Here is an 18826-nt window from a genome sequence, read left to right as displayed (position 1 = left end):
ATCCTTCTGTATTACATGTCACTTGACGTATTAATGGCTGATCCGGTAAAACCAGTGCTGCCAAGGTTGGTGAAGAAAAAGAAAAACAGAATAATAGGAAAAACAGGAGCAGTACCGATGGATGGTGTACGCAGTTCGGATTCAGCCGTAACCTGTCTGGTGATGCTGGCCCGTTTTCATGGATTGGCCGCTCAGCCGGAGCAGATCAAACACCAGTTTGGTGATTCCGATCGACCTGTTGAAGGGATAGACCTTTTAAGAGCCGCAAAATTTTTAAAGCTCAAGGCACGTCGTACAGAAGTTCAGTGTGAAAAACTTCAAGATCTGCCTCTACCCGCCATTGCCCGTCACTCTGATGGCCATTACTTTATCATTGCCCGCTTTCATGATGGCAAAGCACTGATCCAGGACCCTTTGAAAGACCGGCCTGAAACGGTATCACTGGATGTACTGGAAACCCTGTTCACTGGTGAACTCTTTCTATTCACCAAGCGATCATTGCTACCAGGGGGAATGGCAAAATTCGACTTCAGCTGGTTTATTCCGGCCATACTCAAGCATAAAAAACTGATTTATGAAGTGCTGCTGGCATCCTTCTTTATTCAGCTCTTTGCCCTGATTACGCCTCTGTTCTTCCAGGTCATTATTGACAAGGTTCTTGTCAATCAGGCACTAACGACACTGGATGTACTGGCTTTTGGTCTGCTCGTGCTGTCAGTCTTTGATATTGTGCTGAATGGACTCAGGAACTACGTGTTCAGCCATACTACCAATCGGGTAGATGTGGTGCTGGGTTCCCGGCTTTTTAATCACCTGCTCCGCTTGCCCGTTGCTTTCTTTCATGCCCGCAGAGTCGGTGACACGGTAGCCCGTGTCCGTGAGCTGGATACAATTCGGGAGTTTATTACCGGTTCTGCGCTGACGCTGTGTATTGATCTGTTGTTTACTATCATTTTCTTTGTAGTAATGTACTTCTACAGCCCGACACTGACCTGGATTGTTCTCGGCTCTATTCCTTTCTATATCATTCTGTCCCTGATAGTAACGCCTGTTCTTCGTGCCCGATTGAATGAAAAGTTCAAGAGAGGCGCAGAAAACCAGTCCTTTCTGGTGGAGTCTGTCACCGGGATGGAAACCATTAAAAGCAGTGCGGTTGAGCCTCAGATGCAACGAGTCTGGGAAGATCAGCTTGCAGCTTATGTCTCTGCCACGTTCCGGGCGATGAACCTGGGTAATATTGCCAGCCAGTTTGCAGGGCTAATCAACAAGGTAGTCACAGTGCTGATTCTCTGGGTTGGCGCCACCCTGGTGATCAATGGTGAGCTATCGGTCGGTATGCTGATTGCCTTCAATATGATTGCAGGCAGAGTCAGTGCACCTATTTTGAAACTGGTTCAACTTTGGCAGGACTTTCAGCAGGCAGGTATTTCCGTTCAGCGGCTGGGCGATGTTCTGAATACACCCACAGAACCGGGACATGACCCAAATCGTACGACACTTCCAACACTGAAGGGTGTTGTCAAGTTTGAACATGTCACGTTCCGCTATCAACCCGATCGTCCTGCTGTCTTGAATGGCATCTCCATCGCCGTCAAACCGGGTGAAGTCATTGGTATTGTCGGTCGCTCGGGTTCAGGTAAAAGCACACTCACCAAACTGGTACAACGACTTTATGTGCCTGAGTCTGGTCGAGTATTGGTCGATGGCATTGACCTTGCGTTAGTCGAGCCCGCCTGGTTGAGAAGGCAAGTCGGCGTGGTGCTTCAGGAAAACTTTCTGTTTAACCGCTCAGTTCGCGACAACATAGCACTGGCTGATCCGGGTGCTTCTATTGAGCGGGTCACTGCTGCCGCCCAGCTGGCAGGTGCCCATGACTTTATTCTTGAATTGCCTGAAGGTTATGACACTCAGGTTGGTGAACAGGGCAGCTCCCTCTCCGGTGGGCAGAAACAGCGTATTGCCATAGCCCGGGCATTACTGACCAATCCGAAAATACTGATATTTGATGAGGCCACCAGTGCGCTGGATTATGAGTCCGAGCATATCATCCAACAGAATATGAAGCGGATCAGCCGGGGTAGGACGGTTTTTATTATTGCCCATCGTCTTTCAACTGTGCGGGATGCTGACCGCATCATTGTCATGGAAAAAGGACGTATCGTGGAAGAAGGCGCTCATGATCAACTGGTTAAGCAAGGCGGACATTACGCCCGACTGAATGCCCATCAACATGGTTTGCGGGAGGCTATCTAATGGTCAGACCAGTTTGGGAAAAAGCGACCAGGTTCCTGTTGTCCAGAACAGAAAAGCAGGAAGCATTGCACAATACACGACGCCAATTTCTACCGGCAGCTCTGGAAGTGGAGGAAACACCGGCGAACCCGACCAGCCGAATAATTGTAAAAACCATCATCCTGTTATTCACAACAGCCATTGTGTGGGCTTGCGTGGGCAGGATTGATATTGTTGCCACGGCACAGGGCAAAATCGTACCGGGCGAGCGCGTAAAAACCATTCAGCCGATGGTGATAGGTGAAGTACAGGCCATTCACGTTCGGGAAGGGGATGAGGTGAAAGCTGGCGATCCACTGGTTTCTCTGGTTGGCATTGTGACCGAGGCAGAACTGGTCAGGCTGAAAAAAGAAATAATCGCTCTTGAGCTGCAATTGGCCAGACAACGGGCGTTTGTTAGTTATCTTGATCAACCAGCCCAAGACCAGCCGGACAGTATCCGGGTACCCCAATATAAGCCAGCTGACCAGTACTCGAGTGGCTCGCCGACACAGGAAACACTGGCTTTTGAAGAACAGTTGCTTGCCCAGCAGATAGAAGACTACTTAACGGCTTCAGACACCCTAAAGAGCCAGCTTAAGAGTAAAGTGGCTGAGCAGCGGACTATTGAAGCTATCGTCAGCAAGCTCCAGCGGATTTTACCGATCATTGAAGAGCGAACACTGGCACTGGAGGGGCTCTACAAAAAGAACTTCGGCTCAAGGGTTCAGTATCTCGAACTGGAACAGCAACGCATAGAGCTGGAAGAAGATATCAAGGCACAAAAAGCGTCGGTTCAGCAGCTGGTCGCAGAACAGGAAGAGACTCAAAACCAGCTGCACAGCCTCCATGCCCAGAAACGCCGGGAGAGCCTGGATCAACAGGAGCAGGTTCGTCGCCAGCTGACCAGCCTGAAGCAGGAAAGCATCAAGGCCCAGGAACTGCATGACCAGCAGAAGATTGTTTCGCCCATAGACGGCACAGTGCAGCAACTACAGATCCACACTATTGGCGGTGTCGTCCAGCCTGCACAGGCACTGATGCAGATCGTACCTAAAGAAGCAACCATGGAAGTTGAAGCCTGGGTGCTGAACAAAGATATCGGCTTTGTGCAGGAAGGCCAGCGGGCAGAGGTGAAAATCGACACCTTCAACTTCACCAAATACGGTCTGATTGGGGGTGAGCTGATCAATATCTCCGACGACGCTGTACCCGATGAAAAGCAAGGATTGCGGTACCTGGCCAATGTCCAGATAGAAAAAGACTGGATGCTGGTAGAGAAAAGGAAAGTGAATCTGTCGCCTGGCATGAGTGTAGCTGTGGAAATTAAAACCGGGCAGCGGCGATTGATAGAATACTTTTTGAGTCCGCTTTTGAGGTTTAAGCAGGAGAGTATTCGAGAAAGATAGCCTTATTATCAGTGAGCATTATGAGAAAGAAAAAATCAATCCAATATGTCAGTTTGATTTTACTGTCACCAACCATCCTCTGGGCAGAATCAAAACCAACTGACAACTTTCGGATCACCCGAGACCACTCCAGTTTTGTAGAGGGTATTGAAGGAAACGTCTGTAAGGCTTTTCTGGAGGTTATCAACCGCATTCCAGAAGAAAAGCTGTTGCCTTGTCACACCCCTGATTTCAGTGATAGCCCCTTTACCCTGGTGCCTTTTACTCCACTGGACAGTAAGCGACAGATTGAATACGGAAAGATCCTTTACCACCGGGACAATGGCACAGAAGCCTACCGGAATGCCTGGCCGGAGAAAGAAAAAGAGTATCTGACAGGCTACAGCAAACTCTCTGAAGCTTTTCTGGATCTGGATGGGGATGGGGTTAAAGAGCATGTGATTGAGCAAAAAATTCCACAAAAGTATTGCATACCATCCATTCCAGGAAAGGCTCTTAGTATCCAAAAGAAATGGGAGACTCTAAGTAATAAGGTGAAATATAGAGCTTCAAAGGAGTATGGTTTTAAAAAATTTTACAGTATTTTTTCATCAAATGCTGAACAAAAACATATATCTCTAGTAGACAACCTTATCAGCTATCAAGGTCACTTTTTTTCATTTGATATGTATAAATTAGATCTTAGGAATTTTGATAAAGAATGGGGGAGTAGAAATTGGATAACTCTTGAAAAAATTTACAAGGATAGAAAAATAAAACGTATCAAAGGGCGTAACGCCTGTAAGTACTGGCTGAATAAATAATAGAAAAACAAGGAATAAAGGGATTTGATTCATGAGCTTATATGAAGAAATAAAAAGACTTGAAGATGCAAAATTGTCTATTTACGCTGATTCAAAGGGTATTCCAACAATAGGAGTGGGTTACAATCTTCAGGAACGAGAAGTACTTGAGTCAGTTCTTAAACAATTTGGTTACACTAGAGAATCTCTTGGAATCACTGAATTCAGCTATCTTTCGAGAGATTTATTTAATGTATTTGAAGAAACTTGGACCCCACAAAACACCGCCACATACACTACCCAGGTCAACCAAATCCTGTCGGACTACGCGACCAAGGTCACAGACGGCAGCAGCCCGAGAATCACCTTCACCTTTGAAAACACCACCACGGATATGGAGCCCGTATTCGATACGGCCATTGCTTTTATTGAAGACGATGTGGTCAACCGTCTTCAGGTTAAGCTGGGTACAAGCCAGCAAAATGCCCAGAACCTGTTTGATGGCCTGTCCAATGCCCACAAGGCTTCCCTGCTCTCCCTGGCTTATAACGGTGGCCCGGCGATTATTGGCAACAACCTGAGCAAGGCCATGGATGAAGGAGATTGGGCCAGTGCTTATTTTGAGATTGCCTATGCCAGTAACTGGAATGACACCGATGGTAATGGCCAGGGGGATACCCGAATCTACGGTATTCATCTCAGAAGACTGGATGAGGCCAGAAGCTTTTCGGAGAACCTGGATACGGCTCAGTCAAAGGCTTTGCTTGACAAGTTGTCTTCAGAAAAGAACCGTATCACGTAAGAATAATAGGACACCCTTATATTTGAAAAACAGAATAATAGGACACCCTTATATTTGACAAAAAAACCAGTTCGTCTATTTTTTTCCTGTCGCTGATATTTAGTTCCGGCAGGAGAGGTTATGACCCGTGCACGAAGTTCTTTGATCGACCCAGGTTCCACGCCTTATTATCACTGTATAGCTCGATGTGTGCGCAGAGCGTATTTGTGTGGAGAGGATTATTTAACGGGCAAAAACTACGAGCACCGTCGGCAGTGGGTTGTAGATAAGCTCAGGGAACTGGTTTCAATCTTTTCTATAGAAGTCTGCGCCTATGCTGTTATGTCGAATCACTACCATGTGGTTTTGCATATCAATCAGAAACCTGCCAGAGAGTGGACACGAGATGAAATTTTGAGTCGATGGACAAGACTTTTCTCAGGGCCGCTTCTGGTTCAGAGGTATCTTGCTGCTGACCAGCTGAGTCATTCGGAACTGGCTCGCGTGGACGAATTTGTTGAAGAGTATCGAAATCGTTTAACGAATATCAGCTGGTTCATGCGTTGCCTGAACGAATATCTTGCTCGTGAGGCTAACCAGGAAGATGGCTGCAAAGGTCGCTTCTGGGAAGGGCGGTTTAAAAGTCAGGCGCTGTTGGATGAGGCTGCGTTGTTGACCTGCATGGCCTACGTTGACCTGAATCCGCTCCGTGCCGAAATGGCGAAAACTCCAGAAAAATCAGACTACACGTCGATCCAGGAACGAATAGAAAATTTGTCAGGTTCTGATACCCGAAAGCAGCCAATCACCCTTATGCCTTTTCGATCACAGGGGCAAAATCCGGATAAGGCATTGCCTTATATTCTTCACGATTACCTTGAGCTGGTTGATTGGAGTGGACGTGCAGTCCGATCCGATAAGAAAGGTTCAATCCCTTCAGATATCCCACCCATTCTGACCCGACTGGAAATTGATTCAAATGAATGGCTCAAAACCATGAAATGGAATAATCGCTTTTATCGGGCAGTGGGCAGGCTGGAAGCGATGAAAACCTTTGCTCGGGAAATGGGGCAGCAATGGGTACAGGGGTTGTTTACATGTAGTCGTTTATTTCGCTGTGTAAGTTGATTGCCTGATTTTTCCATTGTTATTTGTTGCTCCTGTCATCTGGGGAGCTTTGCTATTTCTGACTTTTCCCCTTTTTGAGCGATTCGCTGTTGTTTGTTATGACAAACGATTAATATCCTCATTTGAGTGGCTGTCAGGGCTTACTGGACTGCTGGGCTCGCGGCTTTTGGGCCGTACTTATTAGGGTTTATTTTATATGGATGTCCTGTTTTTTACTGGTTCATATTATAAAACTCATAAAGATAAATCTAAAACTTGGGTTGAAGGAAAGTTTGAGTTCATGAAAGAGTCTGATGGAAAGATAAATCATCGTTTCTTTAGAGAAAATAAGGGAAGTAAGTAGTCTATGAATAATTTAAAATCGATTGTTGCAGCTGACGGGGTTGACTTGTCAGGTATTGGTATCAACGGCTATGCCTTCAAAGCAGATATCGCATTGAAATTAATAGAGCTATTTAGAGAAGAGTCTACTGTCATACTAGGTGGTGATGTACTGAAAATAGTCGATTTAAATAAATATGATTTAACTTATGATAACTGGTCTTACGAAGGCTCTAATGTTTTTGAGTCTTGTAAAGAAGCAGAAAGTTATATTAAAAATTATAAATATAAAAATGGAGATGAGTTTTTATACCAACTAATAACTTAGAGATTGCTTGTTAGGGATTGCGCTGCACGTGGTAGTTGTGGAGCACCTTATGGGAGAACCGATTAAATGAGTCATGATCATGTACTTATATCAGTAATCGATGCTGAGCCGCCAGGGGGGGAGAATGTGCCAGCTCGAAGACTTGATGATGAAAAATGGGAGATTATTCGTTCTCCACTTTATGCTACAGAGGTTGCTTCAGGGGATGTTATCAAAGTCACCAATGCTGAAACGGGTGGTTTTGAAATAATCAGGCGGAGCGGCAATATTTGTATACAGTTTTATCTGTGTGAAGATAAAGGAGATGATGCTCAATTTACTTCAGACCTCGCCGAGGATGTGGGAGTACTTATTGAGCCATTAAACGGCAGAATTGATGCCATTACAGCGGGATTGTTTTCATTGACTATTCCCGCAGTTTCAGGGTTTCAAGCAATTGAAAAGGTGTTTGAAATGGCGGTAGAAAAGTGTCCAGGTTCTCAGTGGCAATATGCAAATGTGTACGATACAGTAACTGGCGAACCTCTTGGTTGGTGGGGCGAATAAAGTAGATATAAATCGTCGTAAGCCCCATAGACTCGAATGCATAAGGTTGATGAGGAACTAGAATGTTTAGTACGGACTCCTATGTCGTGACATAGGAGTCTTCACTTTTAACTTATATTGAGCCAGAAGTTTCTCTTATTCTAGATTTTAAATTTGTCGTAAAAATATTTAAAACATGTATAAAAAAATAATTCCAACAGTAGTACTTACAATTTTTACAATAACCGCTTACGCAGAAGACACCAGCTATGCAAAGCTACGCGAAATAAAAGCCTGGACCACCAAAATTGATCTCTATTATGAAAATAATCAGGAACATCAGTGTACGGGAGGCTTAAAAACCCGTTATCTGATAAAACCAGACAAGAGCAATCATATTTCTTTAGTCTATACAGCTTATGCTGCAGGTCATATAGTTTCGCTATCATACAATTGTGGTGATGATGGCTTTCCTTGGGTTGAAGGTGTCAGAGTTAAACAGTAATTAGAATGCAAGCCATGAAAAAAGTTATTGCTGTATTTTTGTTTCTAGCCTCCCCAGTGGTATTGGCTGAAAGCACGTTTAATATTGTTGGTAAAGTAACCGCAGTTGAGGCCTCCTACTTGCCTGGTAAAGTGACTTTTCAGATGGAAACTGGTCATTCTGTATGCCCCTCGAGTAAGTGGCTAAAATGGGAAAAAAATGATGAGAGCAACAAGATTGTTTATTCAACACTGATGACAGCTTTAGTAAGTGACAAAAGTATCAGGTTGTATATTAATGAGGGCGATGACGCTTGTTCTGGCAGATTTATTCATCTGGTTAAGTGATTTTTTATTTCAAGGAGAGAAGAGTGAAAAATATTATTAATAAAGCTGTAGGATTAATGTGTTTTTCTTTTGCGTTTCCAGTTTTATCCGCTAATGCTGAAGTTAAGTTTACCGAAGCAGCTGTGCCTAAAAACCTCCATGTGTACAGTACAGGCGGGTATATATATGTGGACCACCTTCCTGGGGCTTGTTCATCGAGTCGCTATATTGTTGATAAAAGCCACCCGGCTCTGGACACCATTGTCTCTATTTTGTTGGCCGCTCAAACAGCAGGTAAAAGTGTAGTACTGCGATACGATGGCTGTGTGACAAATGGTGAACAAGGCAACGTTGTTGGTGTGTATTTAAAATAAGCTCGGAATATAAAAATAGTATGAAGTCTATTGTTTTATTGGTTTTTGTTTCAATTATTTCGGTTGAATCTTTTGCAAAAGGTGTGGCTGAAAAATTCAATGTAACAGCCGTTCGTGTTGACCAAAGTGGAAAAGGGTATGTTGTTTTTGACCGAGATCTGATAGGTCAACCTGCTGAATGTATTACCACCTATACCAATTCACTGGCTTTTAATACCTCAACGCCAGGAGGGCAGGCCATTTTATCTCTGGCTCTGGCAGCTAAAGCATCAGGCAGTCCTATCAAAGCAGTAGGTACCGGAAAGTGTGACGCCTATGGTGTGATGGAAGACTGGAGTTACGGGTTTATTTATTAATGAATGGCGTTCAAGGAAAGAGAGTTCAGAGTTTATAGTATTGAGCTCTGGGTTCTATTTGCTTCAGCTTGCCCTGGAGAATACCTGCGACTAAAACGTTAACTGAAGGATAATAAAGGATGAAGGTAAGGTTGGTTATAGCTCTATTAATGGGTTTTTATTCATTAGTGGTGAATGCCGAATGGACCGGCGCTCATAAGATTAAATAAATTAAGGCTAAAACCGATGGAGTCTATCTTGTCCTGGAGGGGTTTAAAAATCAAAGCAGTGATATTGTGTGCAAGCACACTAATATACTCTGGATGGATGATGTAGAGTCAACAAATTACTCAGCAAGGCTTTCTATTTTGTTGACCGCTTTTACTTCAGATAGAGCAGTCAACATCAGTTATTATGGTTGCGGTAAGGGGAATCTTATACAGATAGCTTCGGTCTCAATGGCGAAGTAAACACTTCGGGAGGTGGGGAAGCTCCTCGCCTCTTGATATGACTGCATAAACTGGTCACTCGGTCAGGAAACCTTCAACAGTTACCTTTTAGATTCGAGTCGATTTTGCGGTTGATAACCTAAAATCCTGGCCACCGTTCTATATGGGTATACCAGAGTCTCGGGATATAGGTCGTCGAGTTATGAATTCATATTAGCTGACCAATATTGCTTGGATTATCATGGTCAAATGTCCGTAGTCTTGGGTGCTTTTATCAGAAAAATTCGCTGGCGGTTCCCCACCCACCGCCAGTGAACAAGTTAGCATTACGCGCTCGTAGCTCAGCTGGATAGAGTACCTGGCTACGAACCAGGCGGTCGTGGGTTCGAATCCTACTGAGCACGCCATCTTCAGAAAGCCCTATTTTTATAGGGCTTTTTGTGGTTCATGGAGTGATTTTTACGGCTCCTTGCCTGTTTGAAAATAATCCAAAGACCTACTCTGTCAACTTTCACCTTCCACGGGTTCTGACCAGGCCTGTTGCATCATTTTTACCTTAATCATCCCATCAGAATAGATATCGCTTTCCACGGGAGCTTTACTTTTTAATTGCTCACTGACTTTGTTGAGAATATTGTCGCTCAAAGCATTCAAGTCATCACGATAGGAAGCTGTCAGGGTTTTAAATGCATTTTTCAGATGGATATCATTTCCAGATAAATCCGGAGCGTATAAAACGATTCTAACCAGTGCTGAAGCGATCAGGTCAGCCGCTTTGTCTGTTTCTTTGTCAGCCATTAAAAAACGGGCTTCTGAAAAACAATGAATGACAGATGTAATAATTTGTACGAGCTGGGTGCGGGCATCCAGCTCTGGTTTTCCAAAGTAGAATTTTTGACGTCGATAAGACTGCGTTAACTCTTCATTGGCAGAATCTGCTGCCATTTGCTCATCCTCGCTATGGGATGCCGCAACATTCAACATGGCCTTGCGGGAATGGGCATAAATTCTTTTTCTGAGAGGATCTGTTGTTCCGAATTCAAAAACATTGGCCAAAAAGTTAGCTATAGACCGCGAAACCAGATCCATGCTGTGGAAATAAGCTTTAATGGACGCCTGCACTACAAAGCCTGCTATACCAAGCATATATTCACCATAAACTGCCCAGGAATCCAGGACATCCTGAGCATATTCTGTATCTTCCTGATCACATTTAATACCCCAGTTATTTAATATATCCAGATAACTATCCTTAATGGCTTTGTCACCATAGTTTGAATCCAGCTCGGCAAGATGAAGTAAAACCTGTCTTGCATAAAGGGGCATCAGATTTTTTTGTTGTAACATGTTCAGAGCATTGCCCAATCGTGCGTTGGCCAGGGCAGAGATGACCTTACTGCTGGTTTTAAATTCCGGATGATAATATCTGAGAGCGTAAGCAGAGTATGCGACAACTCTGGCTGAGTCAGTGTAATTTTTCTCCTGATCCGTCAAGAGGGTGTTCGCCAGTAACCAGCATTTTACCAGCATGGCTTCCATCGTCATCTTATAGGAGCGACTGGTTTGGGCTTCAATACTGAGTTTCCGGTGTACAACATTCACCTTGGCAGCAAGCTCGCTCTGAATCTCCTGATCTTCCGGGTCAAGAATGCCGGTTGTGCTGCCTATCCCGTTTTTAACGACAGTTTGCAGATGCACAATGGCAGGTTCACCCACTGAACGAAGTCCGAACTCTATCATTGAGAACAGGAAATAATAACTAACCAGTCGCCAGAAATGTTTTTGCCCGGTTTTCTTTGGATCAACTTTATCAATGGTTAAAGGTTTGATTAGCCCCATTATCATTGAGTACCCGAGAGCGGCACCATGTATTGTTGCGGTAGTCACGGTCTCTCTGCTGGGCAAATATTGGTAATAAAATGGAGATTCTTCTTCGGGTTCAGTCAATCCCTCGGGTAGACACTCTTCTGCAGGGCAAATGTCAGTCTGGTTGTTGGTTGCCACTGAATGGGATGTAACAGGTTTTGCGCCATCCAAAGAAATCTTTGCCCAGCTTTCGCTGAGTTCCTTGTACCCTTCACAATCAGAACAGGCAGGGTCGAGAGTTATAACCTGTTTATAGATCTTGTTAACCTCTGATACCGATTTAATGGGCTGGTAAGCTATCAAAAGGCTTCTCATAAGTGTGTCCTGGGCGTTGACTTCAACGATCTCCCGATAATTCTGCACCAGGGCACCGGCTAAAATAGGGGCTTTTTCAGAGGGGGTTCTGTAGGCATCCGCAAAGTGAATAATCAGTAACTCCATTGCCCTTTGACTATTTGATCGGGCGAAATTGGGTTGCTCAGCCAGAATCATCCCCGCTTTTTTTTGCAGGGTACTGAAATACTGGTTGCTATAATCGGCGATGCCGGATGTTCTGTTGACCGATGAGCCGGTATTAATAGCACCCCAGTTTTCAAGGGAGCGCCTTGATTGGGAAGCAAAGCGTTCCATATTTTCTTTTGTGGTTGACAGCCCGACTATTTTGGAAAAATGTTTAGTTATCACCTGAATAGCGATATGTTTTTTATCAGCGAAATAAAGGAAAGTTCCGGGTACAGAAACCCCTAAAATAAAAATACTTGTTCTGATTTGATCCTTCGAAACACTTTTTAGCAATGACTTAATAAGCCCTGTTTCCTCAAGGTTAGAATGAGAGGCAAGCACTTTTAACTCATCTATCGCATCGTTTTCATATTGAAGGCAATCAATACTCCCAACTTTCCACTGATTCAGCATATCGCAATACCTGAGACCCATAGTGGCCGAATGTTCCATCAGTGGATCCATAACCTTCAGGTAGTGCGTTACTCGAGATCTGAAGCCAGGATGCTGACGCCAGTCAATCGCCCGGCTGAAGCTGGCGTAAACACTGTCGAAAACATCAAGGGCTGTCGCCTCCGGATGAAGGTAAACCATAGATAGAGCACTAAATGCCATCAATGCTGCAGCGTGATCTTCATCGCCTCTGGACATAGCCAGGCTCGCAGAAGAAGACACTGTATCAATAATGTCGAGTAGCCGGAAATAGGTTTTTCTGGCCTTTTGCGCATGAAGGCTCAATATTGAAAATGTTGATAGTGAGCGGTAGAGCAAATCAGATTGCAGTTCGTCTGTCTTTTTAGTTATATGACTGTCCGATAAAGCTTTATAGCTGATACTTTCGAGGCGGGCACTGATATTATCAGTGAGGTGTTGGCTCATAGCTCTTTGTACATTATTGCTGTGAATCTTTAGTAGCTTATAGAGAAAGTTATAGCCTTTAGAATCCAGATACTTATCAAGAGAAGTGATCGCTACCTCTGAGCCAAGGGGGACCAGCCCCCAGGCGACACCTGTCTTTAAATGATCTGTTATGTAAAATTGATGATTGTCATCATCCTGCTTCTCTGTGCCTAAAGCAGATTGACCAAACAGCACGAACGTGATGATCAAGTTCACCGTGATTTTGTTCATTAGTCACCTGATAGGTTGAAAAAACCAGTTTTAACCATTGGCTGTTGATATTCATAGTAACGTGACTGCCCCCCTACCCTCTCGAAAGTGTTGCGTAAGTTCTGGTTCCCATGCTTTCAAGCCCTGTGGGTTCCATCGGGGAAGCCCATACCTTCACTGAAAGGAATAAAAAATGCGTTCCCACAGAGATCATATTAATGAGTTTTCGAACTTTTGCGAAAACCTCAATTGAGCGAGGGTTTACGGCACTTTTGCAATAACTATAGTTAGAAAAAAGTTGTCGTATTTAACCTTTTCGTCTAGATAAAGTGAGTTTGTCTCAGAATTCACCAGTCACAAGGCGATAAAATGTCAGATAATACTGAATTCAGTAAATGGAGAGCGAGGCTTTGGCCCGTCTACGTTTATGAGCTTAAAAAGCTACTTCCGATGATCCTGATGTTCTACCTGATACTCTTTAACTACACCATATTGCGAGACACGAAAGACACTCTGGTAGTTACTGGTGCTGGTTCAGGAGCGGAGATAATACCTTTTTTAAAATTATGGGTGAATGTACCTTTTGCAATAATATTCACAGTTACATACGCAAAGCTGAGTAATATATTTGAGAGGAGAACTTTATTTTATTTAGTTATATCCAGCTTTCTGTTGTTTTTCTGTTTTTTTTCTCTGGTTCTTTATCCCGCTCGGGATATGCTTCATCCAACAGAGTTTGCAGATTACTTGCAGAGTATTTTGCCGCCCGGATTTATGGGATTGATCGCTGTTATGCGTAACTGGACGTTTTCTCTTTTCTACGTCATGTCTGAGCTTTGGGGAAGTGTCTGCCTCTCTCTGATGTTCTGGGGCTTTGCCAACCATATTACCCGAGTCTCAGAATCCAAACGATTTTATGCGCTTTTCGGCATGATGGGTAATTTGGCATTACCAACGGCAGGACTGTTTGTCTACTTTGCTTCACAGACTCGTGAAAACCTTGCTGAAGGTGTTGACCCCTGGGGTTACTCCCTGAATTTAATGACGGGTGTCCTTACTATTGGTGGCATTTTGATTATGGCGACTTACTGGTGGATCAACCGGTATGTGATGACAGATCCAAGGCTTTATAAACCTGATGAGATAGCAAGCTCCAATAAGGAAAAATTATCCTTATCCCTGAAAGAAAGTTTTATGCATATTATCAATTCAAAATATCTGCTTTGTATTGCCCTTTTGGTTATTGGATATGGTGTCTGTATCAATATTGTTGAAGTCACCTGGAAAAACCAGCTACGCATGCAATATCCAAACCCCCATGAATACAATCAGTTCATGGGATTATTTTCCACCTGCACAGGCATTGTGACTATTTCCATGATGCTGTTTTTTACTAACAATGTTATCCGTCGCTTTGGCTGGACAATAGCTGCACTTTGCACTCCGGTGGTTTTATTAATTACCGGAACTTTGTTTTTTTGTTTTGTTTTATTCAGGGATATCGTACCCGATATTTTATTTCTGGCGCTGGGCACCACTCCATTGATGCTAACCGTCATATTGGGGGGTGTACAAAATATCATGAGTAAATCGACCAAGTACTCCTTGTTCGATCCCACCAAGGAAATGAGCTACATCCCACTTGACCCTGAAGAGAAAGTGAAAGGTAAGGCGGCAGTTGATGTTATTGGCAATCCGACCGGTAAATCAACAGGCTCAGTCATACAGCAAATATTAATAATTTATTTGGGTTCACTGGCGGCTATTGCTCCTTACGTAGCTGTTATCGTTCTGCTTTTTTTTGCTATATGGATTGCCGCAGCCCGCTCATTAGGGCGCCAATTTAATGAACTCTCGAGGGCGAAGAAAAAGCCGCCTGAGGCGCAATCTCAGGAAGCTGCCCCCAGCTCGCAAGCACCTTTGGGCAAAAAACTGGGTCCGGCTGATTACTGAGGCATCTTTCAGAGTGCCTTAGCACCTGACCAATCTTGGCGAAGGTGAAATTGATCCTGGTCGGTCAGTCCGTATTGCCATTAAGCAGGTATGACCGTAATCAAAATGTCAAAAGGTAGCTATTGTGCAATCCACAGTGGCTACATAGCAGGTTTTTATATGCACTTAAAATCAGGTTTGCAGCCATTAATGCTTTTTGCTTCAGGATTTTGGAATACTGCAGTTTTATCGGGTGAATCATTATCAGATAACTCGCGCTTTATTAATAATACGACACTGGGCGGAAAGCTTCGGACTGTCTATTACGATGTACACAACACGGTAAAAGACTCGACATCAGGAGCCTGGACGGGAGGCTTATCGCTTGATTTGCGTTCCGGTTTGGGTGAAATGGTAGGAATAGGAGCCAGTTTGTATAGCGCGGTCAAGTTGTACATGCCCGAAGAGAATACTAATTCATATCAATTGTTGAATAATGCTAACGAAGGCTTCAGTAAGCTGGGGCAAGCTTATGTCGAACTAAAATTACCGTCAACGTTCGAAAACCGATCACTCAGCTTTAAGGCGGGACGACAGAATTTACGTACCGGACTGATTTCCGGCTCCAGCTCAAGAACCGTTCCCAGCAACTGGAATGGGTATAATCTCAAAGGCACGATTGAAAACCTGGAAATCGGTTTTGCTCTGGTTGATCAAATGTCACTTAGAAATCAGGCAGGTTTTCATAGTCTGATGAACTTTTCCGGTGAAAAAATTGATTACATCATAGGTGCTGAAGCGATCTATACACTTCAGTTTTCCAAAGAGCGTGAATTGCAGCTTAAATATCGCAATGCTTTTGCCAAAGAATTTTTAAAGGCACACAATGGCGATATCTTGTTTACCACATACGCAGGACAGAATCTCAAAATTAACCTGGGGGGTAGTTATTATCAAACCCAAAAAAGTGGTCGTCTCTGGCAGGGTGCAGGCTGGGGTGGCTCGCCATTATTTGACGATAAAGCCAGTGTTATCAACCTTCACGGGGGCTTGGCTGCTGGTGCATGGCATTTTCGTGCAGGAGTCAGTCATTTTAAGGCACCATCCAGCGTAAAAGCTTCAGGCAATGCTTACACTCCACCCGGTGCTTATTATTATGATTTCGGAGCAAACACCCATGGGTACTGGGATATTAACACTTCAGGTTCTGCAGAAGATATGTTGTATGACGGTGAAACCGCATGGATGATGGGTGTTACTTATCATTTTTCAGAATCCTGGCTCAAAGGGCTGAAAGCAGGTTATTCATTTCATTATGGCTCCGGCATGAAGGTCATCACCCCCGGCGGCCAAAAAATAGCTGTCGCAGAACAGGAACACGACATTCATCTGGTTTATGCCTTTCCGAAGACTGTATTGGAAGGGTTGAAATTTAAACTGAAATACGGTCTTTATCGAGATGATAAGGCATTACGAAAAGCCATTCACAAAGAAGAAAACGATCTGCGTGTCTGGCTTGATTATGATTTCCGGATTTTCTGATTTCAGCCGGAGGTGCTGTCGCCTTATGGAGACTTAATGGCTGCATAAAAGAACCGACAACGTTCCATTTCAGCCTGATATTTTCTTTTAAAGGATGGACTAAGGGCTGACAGCCTTTTCCAGCTCGCTGAAACCATTACTCTGGGATCAACAACCCGGCAACGAAGATTTTCAAAGGTTGTGCTAGCCTCATTTGCATCAGTCGTCTCATAAACCCGGTACCAGGCTGATTTTATTTTTTCGACAAGAGCGGCAACCTTTGTATCTTCGCTGCTTAGCATGGACTGCCATACTTCTCTATCTCCCATCTGGTATTTGATATCTTCCAAAGTCAATTCATTTATAGATATCATGCGTCTGATTGCCTCTGTCGTCCATTGATAAAGTGTCCGTCCCCAGGCGGTGACAAATATATTCTTGTTGAGCTCCAGGCTGGCATCTGCAAGTAACTGGGCTGAATCCTGACTGCTAAAATACCAGTGGTTAGTTAACGGATCATGGCGAAGGGACTTTATGATCTGATCGACCTGTTCCCGGGTTAAAGTCTTCCTTCTGACTGAGCCTTGTAATATGTAATCCAGCCGATCTGCGCATATATCCGGCAGCTCTCTTTCAAGCATTGTGAATTGAATATTTTCAGGGGCTACGTCGTCAGGCGTTAGACCATGATTTTTCAATATCAGGGCAACCCCGTGCTTTTCTAAAAAACCTCTGAATAGCGAATCATGGTAATCAGGATTCCCTGCAGAGCTTGTAGTAAAAAGGTAATCTGAGACATGACTGAATGTAGTGTGAGATATATCGTGGAGCAACCCGCTGACCTGCTCCTCAAAGGGAGCCCCGAAATAATTCAGAAGATAAAGTACCCCAAGGGAATGGTCATAACGGGTATAAGATTCATTGTTATGCCCCTGAGAGTCAACCAGCTGAATAATTCCATACTGGTTAATGTTCTTCAGTCGTTTAACAGGTTGACTGTTCAACAGCTCTGACAATAAAGGAAACTGGGCACGATTAAACTCCAACAGGCCATAATAGGTTTCTATCTGCTCATGGTCGTTGCTATTGGCTTTGGTCAGGAATCCCAAAACACATAAATGAGCTAAAAGCAGGTACCACGAGAAGCGTCGGAACTGCTGGTGGCCGGACTCAGACAGGGTATGACAGGTTATCATTTGATGCACCTTAAAACACTGGTAAACCAAAGTTAGCTCTAAAGCGGTGTTTGCCAGTATAGTCGCCAGTTCTGCCCTTTTTATCTAAACTGGCTGTTAGTTAAAGAGAGTGTGCAAGTAATCCAGGGGAGCGTAAAATTTCTTCCATAGATTCCATTCCGACTCCATGAGATTTTCTTCAAGTGAGATACCATAAACTGCATTGTTTGAAACGCCATTGATCAAAGCAAGAGCCAATGCAGAAGCGAGGATAATGTCGAGGTTTTTCAATAAATGTTTTGAGTCCAGTTGTGAGCTACCGTTGTAGACTCTTCGTTTATTGTGATTATTGATCCAGTCCGGCTTTCATCGTCTTTAACGGAATTGCAGTCGTATTTGCGACCTTCTACCTGTATTACGGTTTGAGTAGAGCGCGTGATTTGTGCGACAATGCTCTTGCCAATGAGATTAAACAAGAATTATACGAGAATGGACTTCAAGCATGGCAGCATTACTTTTCTATAAAGACCCTGCACCACTCAATCGTGATCTTCACAAGGCACTGAGATACCAATCTTCCGGAGATTATTCATTTACCGATAGTGTAAATTCTGTACCTCTGACGGGTATTGAGTTTTTTGAAGCCAGTCGAGATATGCCTGTGCTTTTCAGCAAAGATGATGAAGGACGTTTTTTTCCTCTGGCGCTGCTTTCACTGATGGATGCCGGCCATAAACAACTGGATGGCGAAGGACGCTGGGAAGACAGTTATGTTCCAGCCTTTGTCAGACGCTATCCTTTTGCTCTCACCGATGAGGGAACGGTTTGTTTTGACAAGGAATCTGCTCAAATTGGTGGTGAAGAGGGTGAGGCACTCTTTAATGACGAAGGTGAAAACTCTGAAACCCTGAACAACATCATCCAGTTTTTGAACAACTACGACCAGCAGTACAAAAATACTCGCGCCTATTGTGATGAATGCAGTGAGCTGGAGCTGTTCTCACCTTTTAATCTTCAGGTCATGGCCGATAAGGATAATCCCCTGAGGCTGGAAGGGCTGTATGTCATCGATGAGAAAAAGCTGGCCGGGTTGCAGGAAGAAAAAATAAACGACTGGTTCAAGGCTGGCTGGCTGGCCTGGAGCTATGCGCACCTGCACTCTCTGGGAGCGCTCAAGCGGTTGCTGAAAAAACAACAGTAAAACTGCA

General features: G+C 44.1%; 16 protein-coding genes and 1 tRNA gene. 15 read left to right on the top strand and 2 right to left on the bottom strand.

Features of this window, described 5'->3' with window-relative positions; all coding sequences use genetic code 11:
• Positions 1-117: 117 nt before the first annotated feature.
• From ACOJUN_RS04485 to ACOJUN_RS04430, 12 genes are all read left to right on the top strand, one after another.
• Positions 118-2253: a type I secretion system permease/ATPase gene (locus ACOJUN_RS04485; protein ID WP_422135475.1), complete on the top strand. Its 2136-nt coding sequence runs from the start codon at positions 118-120 to the stop codon at positions 2251-2253.
• Positions 2253-3680 carry an HlyD family type I secretion periplasmic adaptor subunit gene (locus ACOJUN_RS04480; protein WP_422135474.1) on the top strand — a complete coding sequence of 476 codons (1428 nt, stop codon included), beginning with the start codon at positions 2253-2255 and terminating at the stop codon, positions 3678-3680. The genes ACOJUN_RS04485 and ACOJUN_RS04480 overlap by 1 nt, the downstream gene beginning before the upstream one ends.
• Before the next feature lie 20 nt (positions 3681-3700).
• A complete protein-coding gene (locus ACOJUN_RS04475) occupies positions 3701-4483 on the top strand; it encodes a hypothetical protein (RefSeq protein ID WP_422135473.1) in 783 nt (260 codons plus the stop codon).
• A gap of 31 nt (positions 4484-4514) precedes the next feature.
• Entirely contained in the window at positions 4515-5264 is a 750-nt protein-coding gene (locus ACOJUN_RS04470; RefSeq protein WP_422135472.1) for a hypothetical protein, read from the top strand.
• Positions 5265-5384: 120 nt separating this feature from the next.
• On the top strand, positions 5385-6371 hold the full coding sequence (locus tag ACOJUN_RS04465; RefSeq protein WP_422135471.1) for a transposase: 987 nt from the start codon (positions 5385-5387) through the stop codon (positions 6369-6371).
• A gap of 346 nt (positions 6372-6717) precedes the next feature.
• Entirely contained in the window at positions 6718-7020 is a 303-nt protein-coding gene (imm40, locus tag ACOJUN_RS04460; RefSeq protein WP_422135470.1) for an Imm40 family immunity protein, read from the top strand.
• A gap of 66 nt (positions 7021-7086) precedes the next feature.
• Positions 7087-7566, top strand: a complete 480-nt coding sequence (locus tag ACOJUN_RS04455) for a DUF4265 domain-containing protein (RefSeq protein ID WP_422135469.1) — start codon at positions 7087-7089, stop codon at positions 7564-7566.
• Between the two features lie 175 nt (positions 7567-7741).
• Positions 7742-8050 carry a hypothetical protein gene (locus tag ACOJUN_RS04450; protein WP_422135468.1) on the top strand — a complete coding sequence of 103 codons (309 nt, stop codon included), beginning with the start codon at positions 7742-7744 and terminating at the stop codon, positions 8048-8050.
• A 14-nt stretch (positions 8051-8064) separates the two neighbouring features.
• On the top strand, positions 8065-8376 hold the full coding sequence (locus ACOJUN_RS04445) for a hypothetical protein (protein WP_422135467.1): 312 nt from the start codon (positions 8065-8067) through the stop codon (positions 8374-8376).
• 23 nt (positions 8377-8399) lie between these two features.
• On the top strand, positions 8400-8729 hold the full coding sequence (locus ACOJUN_RS04440; RefSeq protein WP_422135466.1) for a hypothetical protein: 330 nt from the start codon (positions 8400-8402) through the stop codon (positions 8727-8729).
• A 20-nt stretch (positions 8730-8749) separates the two neighbouring features.
• Positions 8750-9085, top strand: coding sequence for a hypothetical protein (locus ACOJUN_RS04435; protein WP_422135465.1), 336 nt, complete (start codon positions 8750-8752; stop codon positions 9083-9085).
• Between the two features lie 758 nt (positions 9086-9843).
• Positions 9844-9920: transfer RNA gene (locus tag ACOJUN_RS04430), tRNA-Arg, on the top strand.
• A gap of 97 nt (positions 9921-10017) precedes the next feature.
• Here ACOJUN_RS04430 and ACOJUN_RS04425 read toward each other — a convergent pair.
• Positions 10018-13011 carry a hypothetical protein gene (locus ACOJUN_RS04425; protein ID WP_422135464.1) on the bottom strand — a complete coding sequence of 998 codons (2994 nt, stop codon included), beginning with the start codon at positions 13009-13011 and terminating at the stop codon, positions 10018-10020.
• A gap of 348 nt (positions 13012-13359) precedes the next feature.
• On the opposite strand from ACOJUN_RS04425, the gene ACOJUN_RS04420 reads away from it, so the two are divergent.
• Positions 13360-14943, top strand: coding sequence for an NTP/NDP exchange transporter (locus tag ACOJUN_RS04420; RefSeq protein ID WP_422135463.1), 1584 nt, complete (start codon positions 13360-13362; stop codon positions 14941-14943).
• Between the two features lie 159 nt (positions 14944-15102).
• On the top strand, positions 15103-16464 hold the full coding sequence (locus ACOJUN_RS04415) for an OprD family outer membrane porin (protein ID WP_422135462.1): 1362 nt from the start codon (positions 15103-15105) through the stop codon (positions 16462-16464).
• A gap of 23 nt (positions 16465-16487) precedes the next feature.
• On the opposite strand, the gene ACOJUN_RS04410 is transcribed toward ACOJUN_RS04415, so the two are convergent.
• Entirely contained in the window at positions 16488-17639 is a 1152-nt protein-coding gene (locus ACOJUN_RS04410) for an HD domain-containing protein (RefSeq protein ID WP_422135461.1), read from the bottom strand.
• 481 nt (positions 17640-18120) lie between these two features.
• Here ACOJUN_RS04410 and ACOJUN_RS04405 point away from each other — a divergent pair, with 481 nt between their 5' ends.
• Positions 18121-18819, top strand: a complete 699-nt coding sequence (locus tag ACOJUN_RS04405; RefSeq protein ID WP_422135460.1) for a SapC family protein — start codon at positions 18121-18123, stop codon at positions 18817-18819.
• The last annotated feature ends 7 nt before the right edge of the window (positions 18820-18826 follow it).

The organism is Endozoicomonas sp. ALD040, from assembly GCF_049275945.1.
Taxonomy (GTDB): domain Bacteria; phylum Pseudomonadota; class Gammaproteobacteria; order Pseudomonadales; family Endozoicomonadaceae; genus Endozoicomonas_A.
The sequence above is the reverse complement of the archived record's forward strand: the minus strand, read 5'-3'. Positions and strand labels throughout refer to the sequence as shown.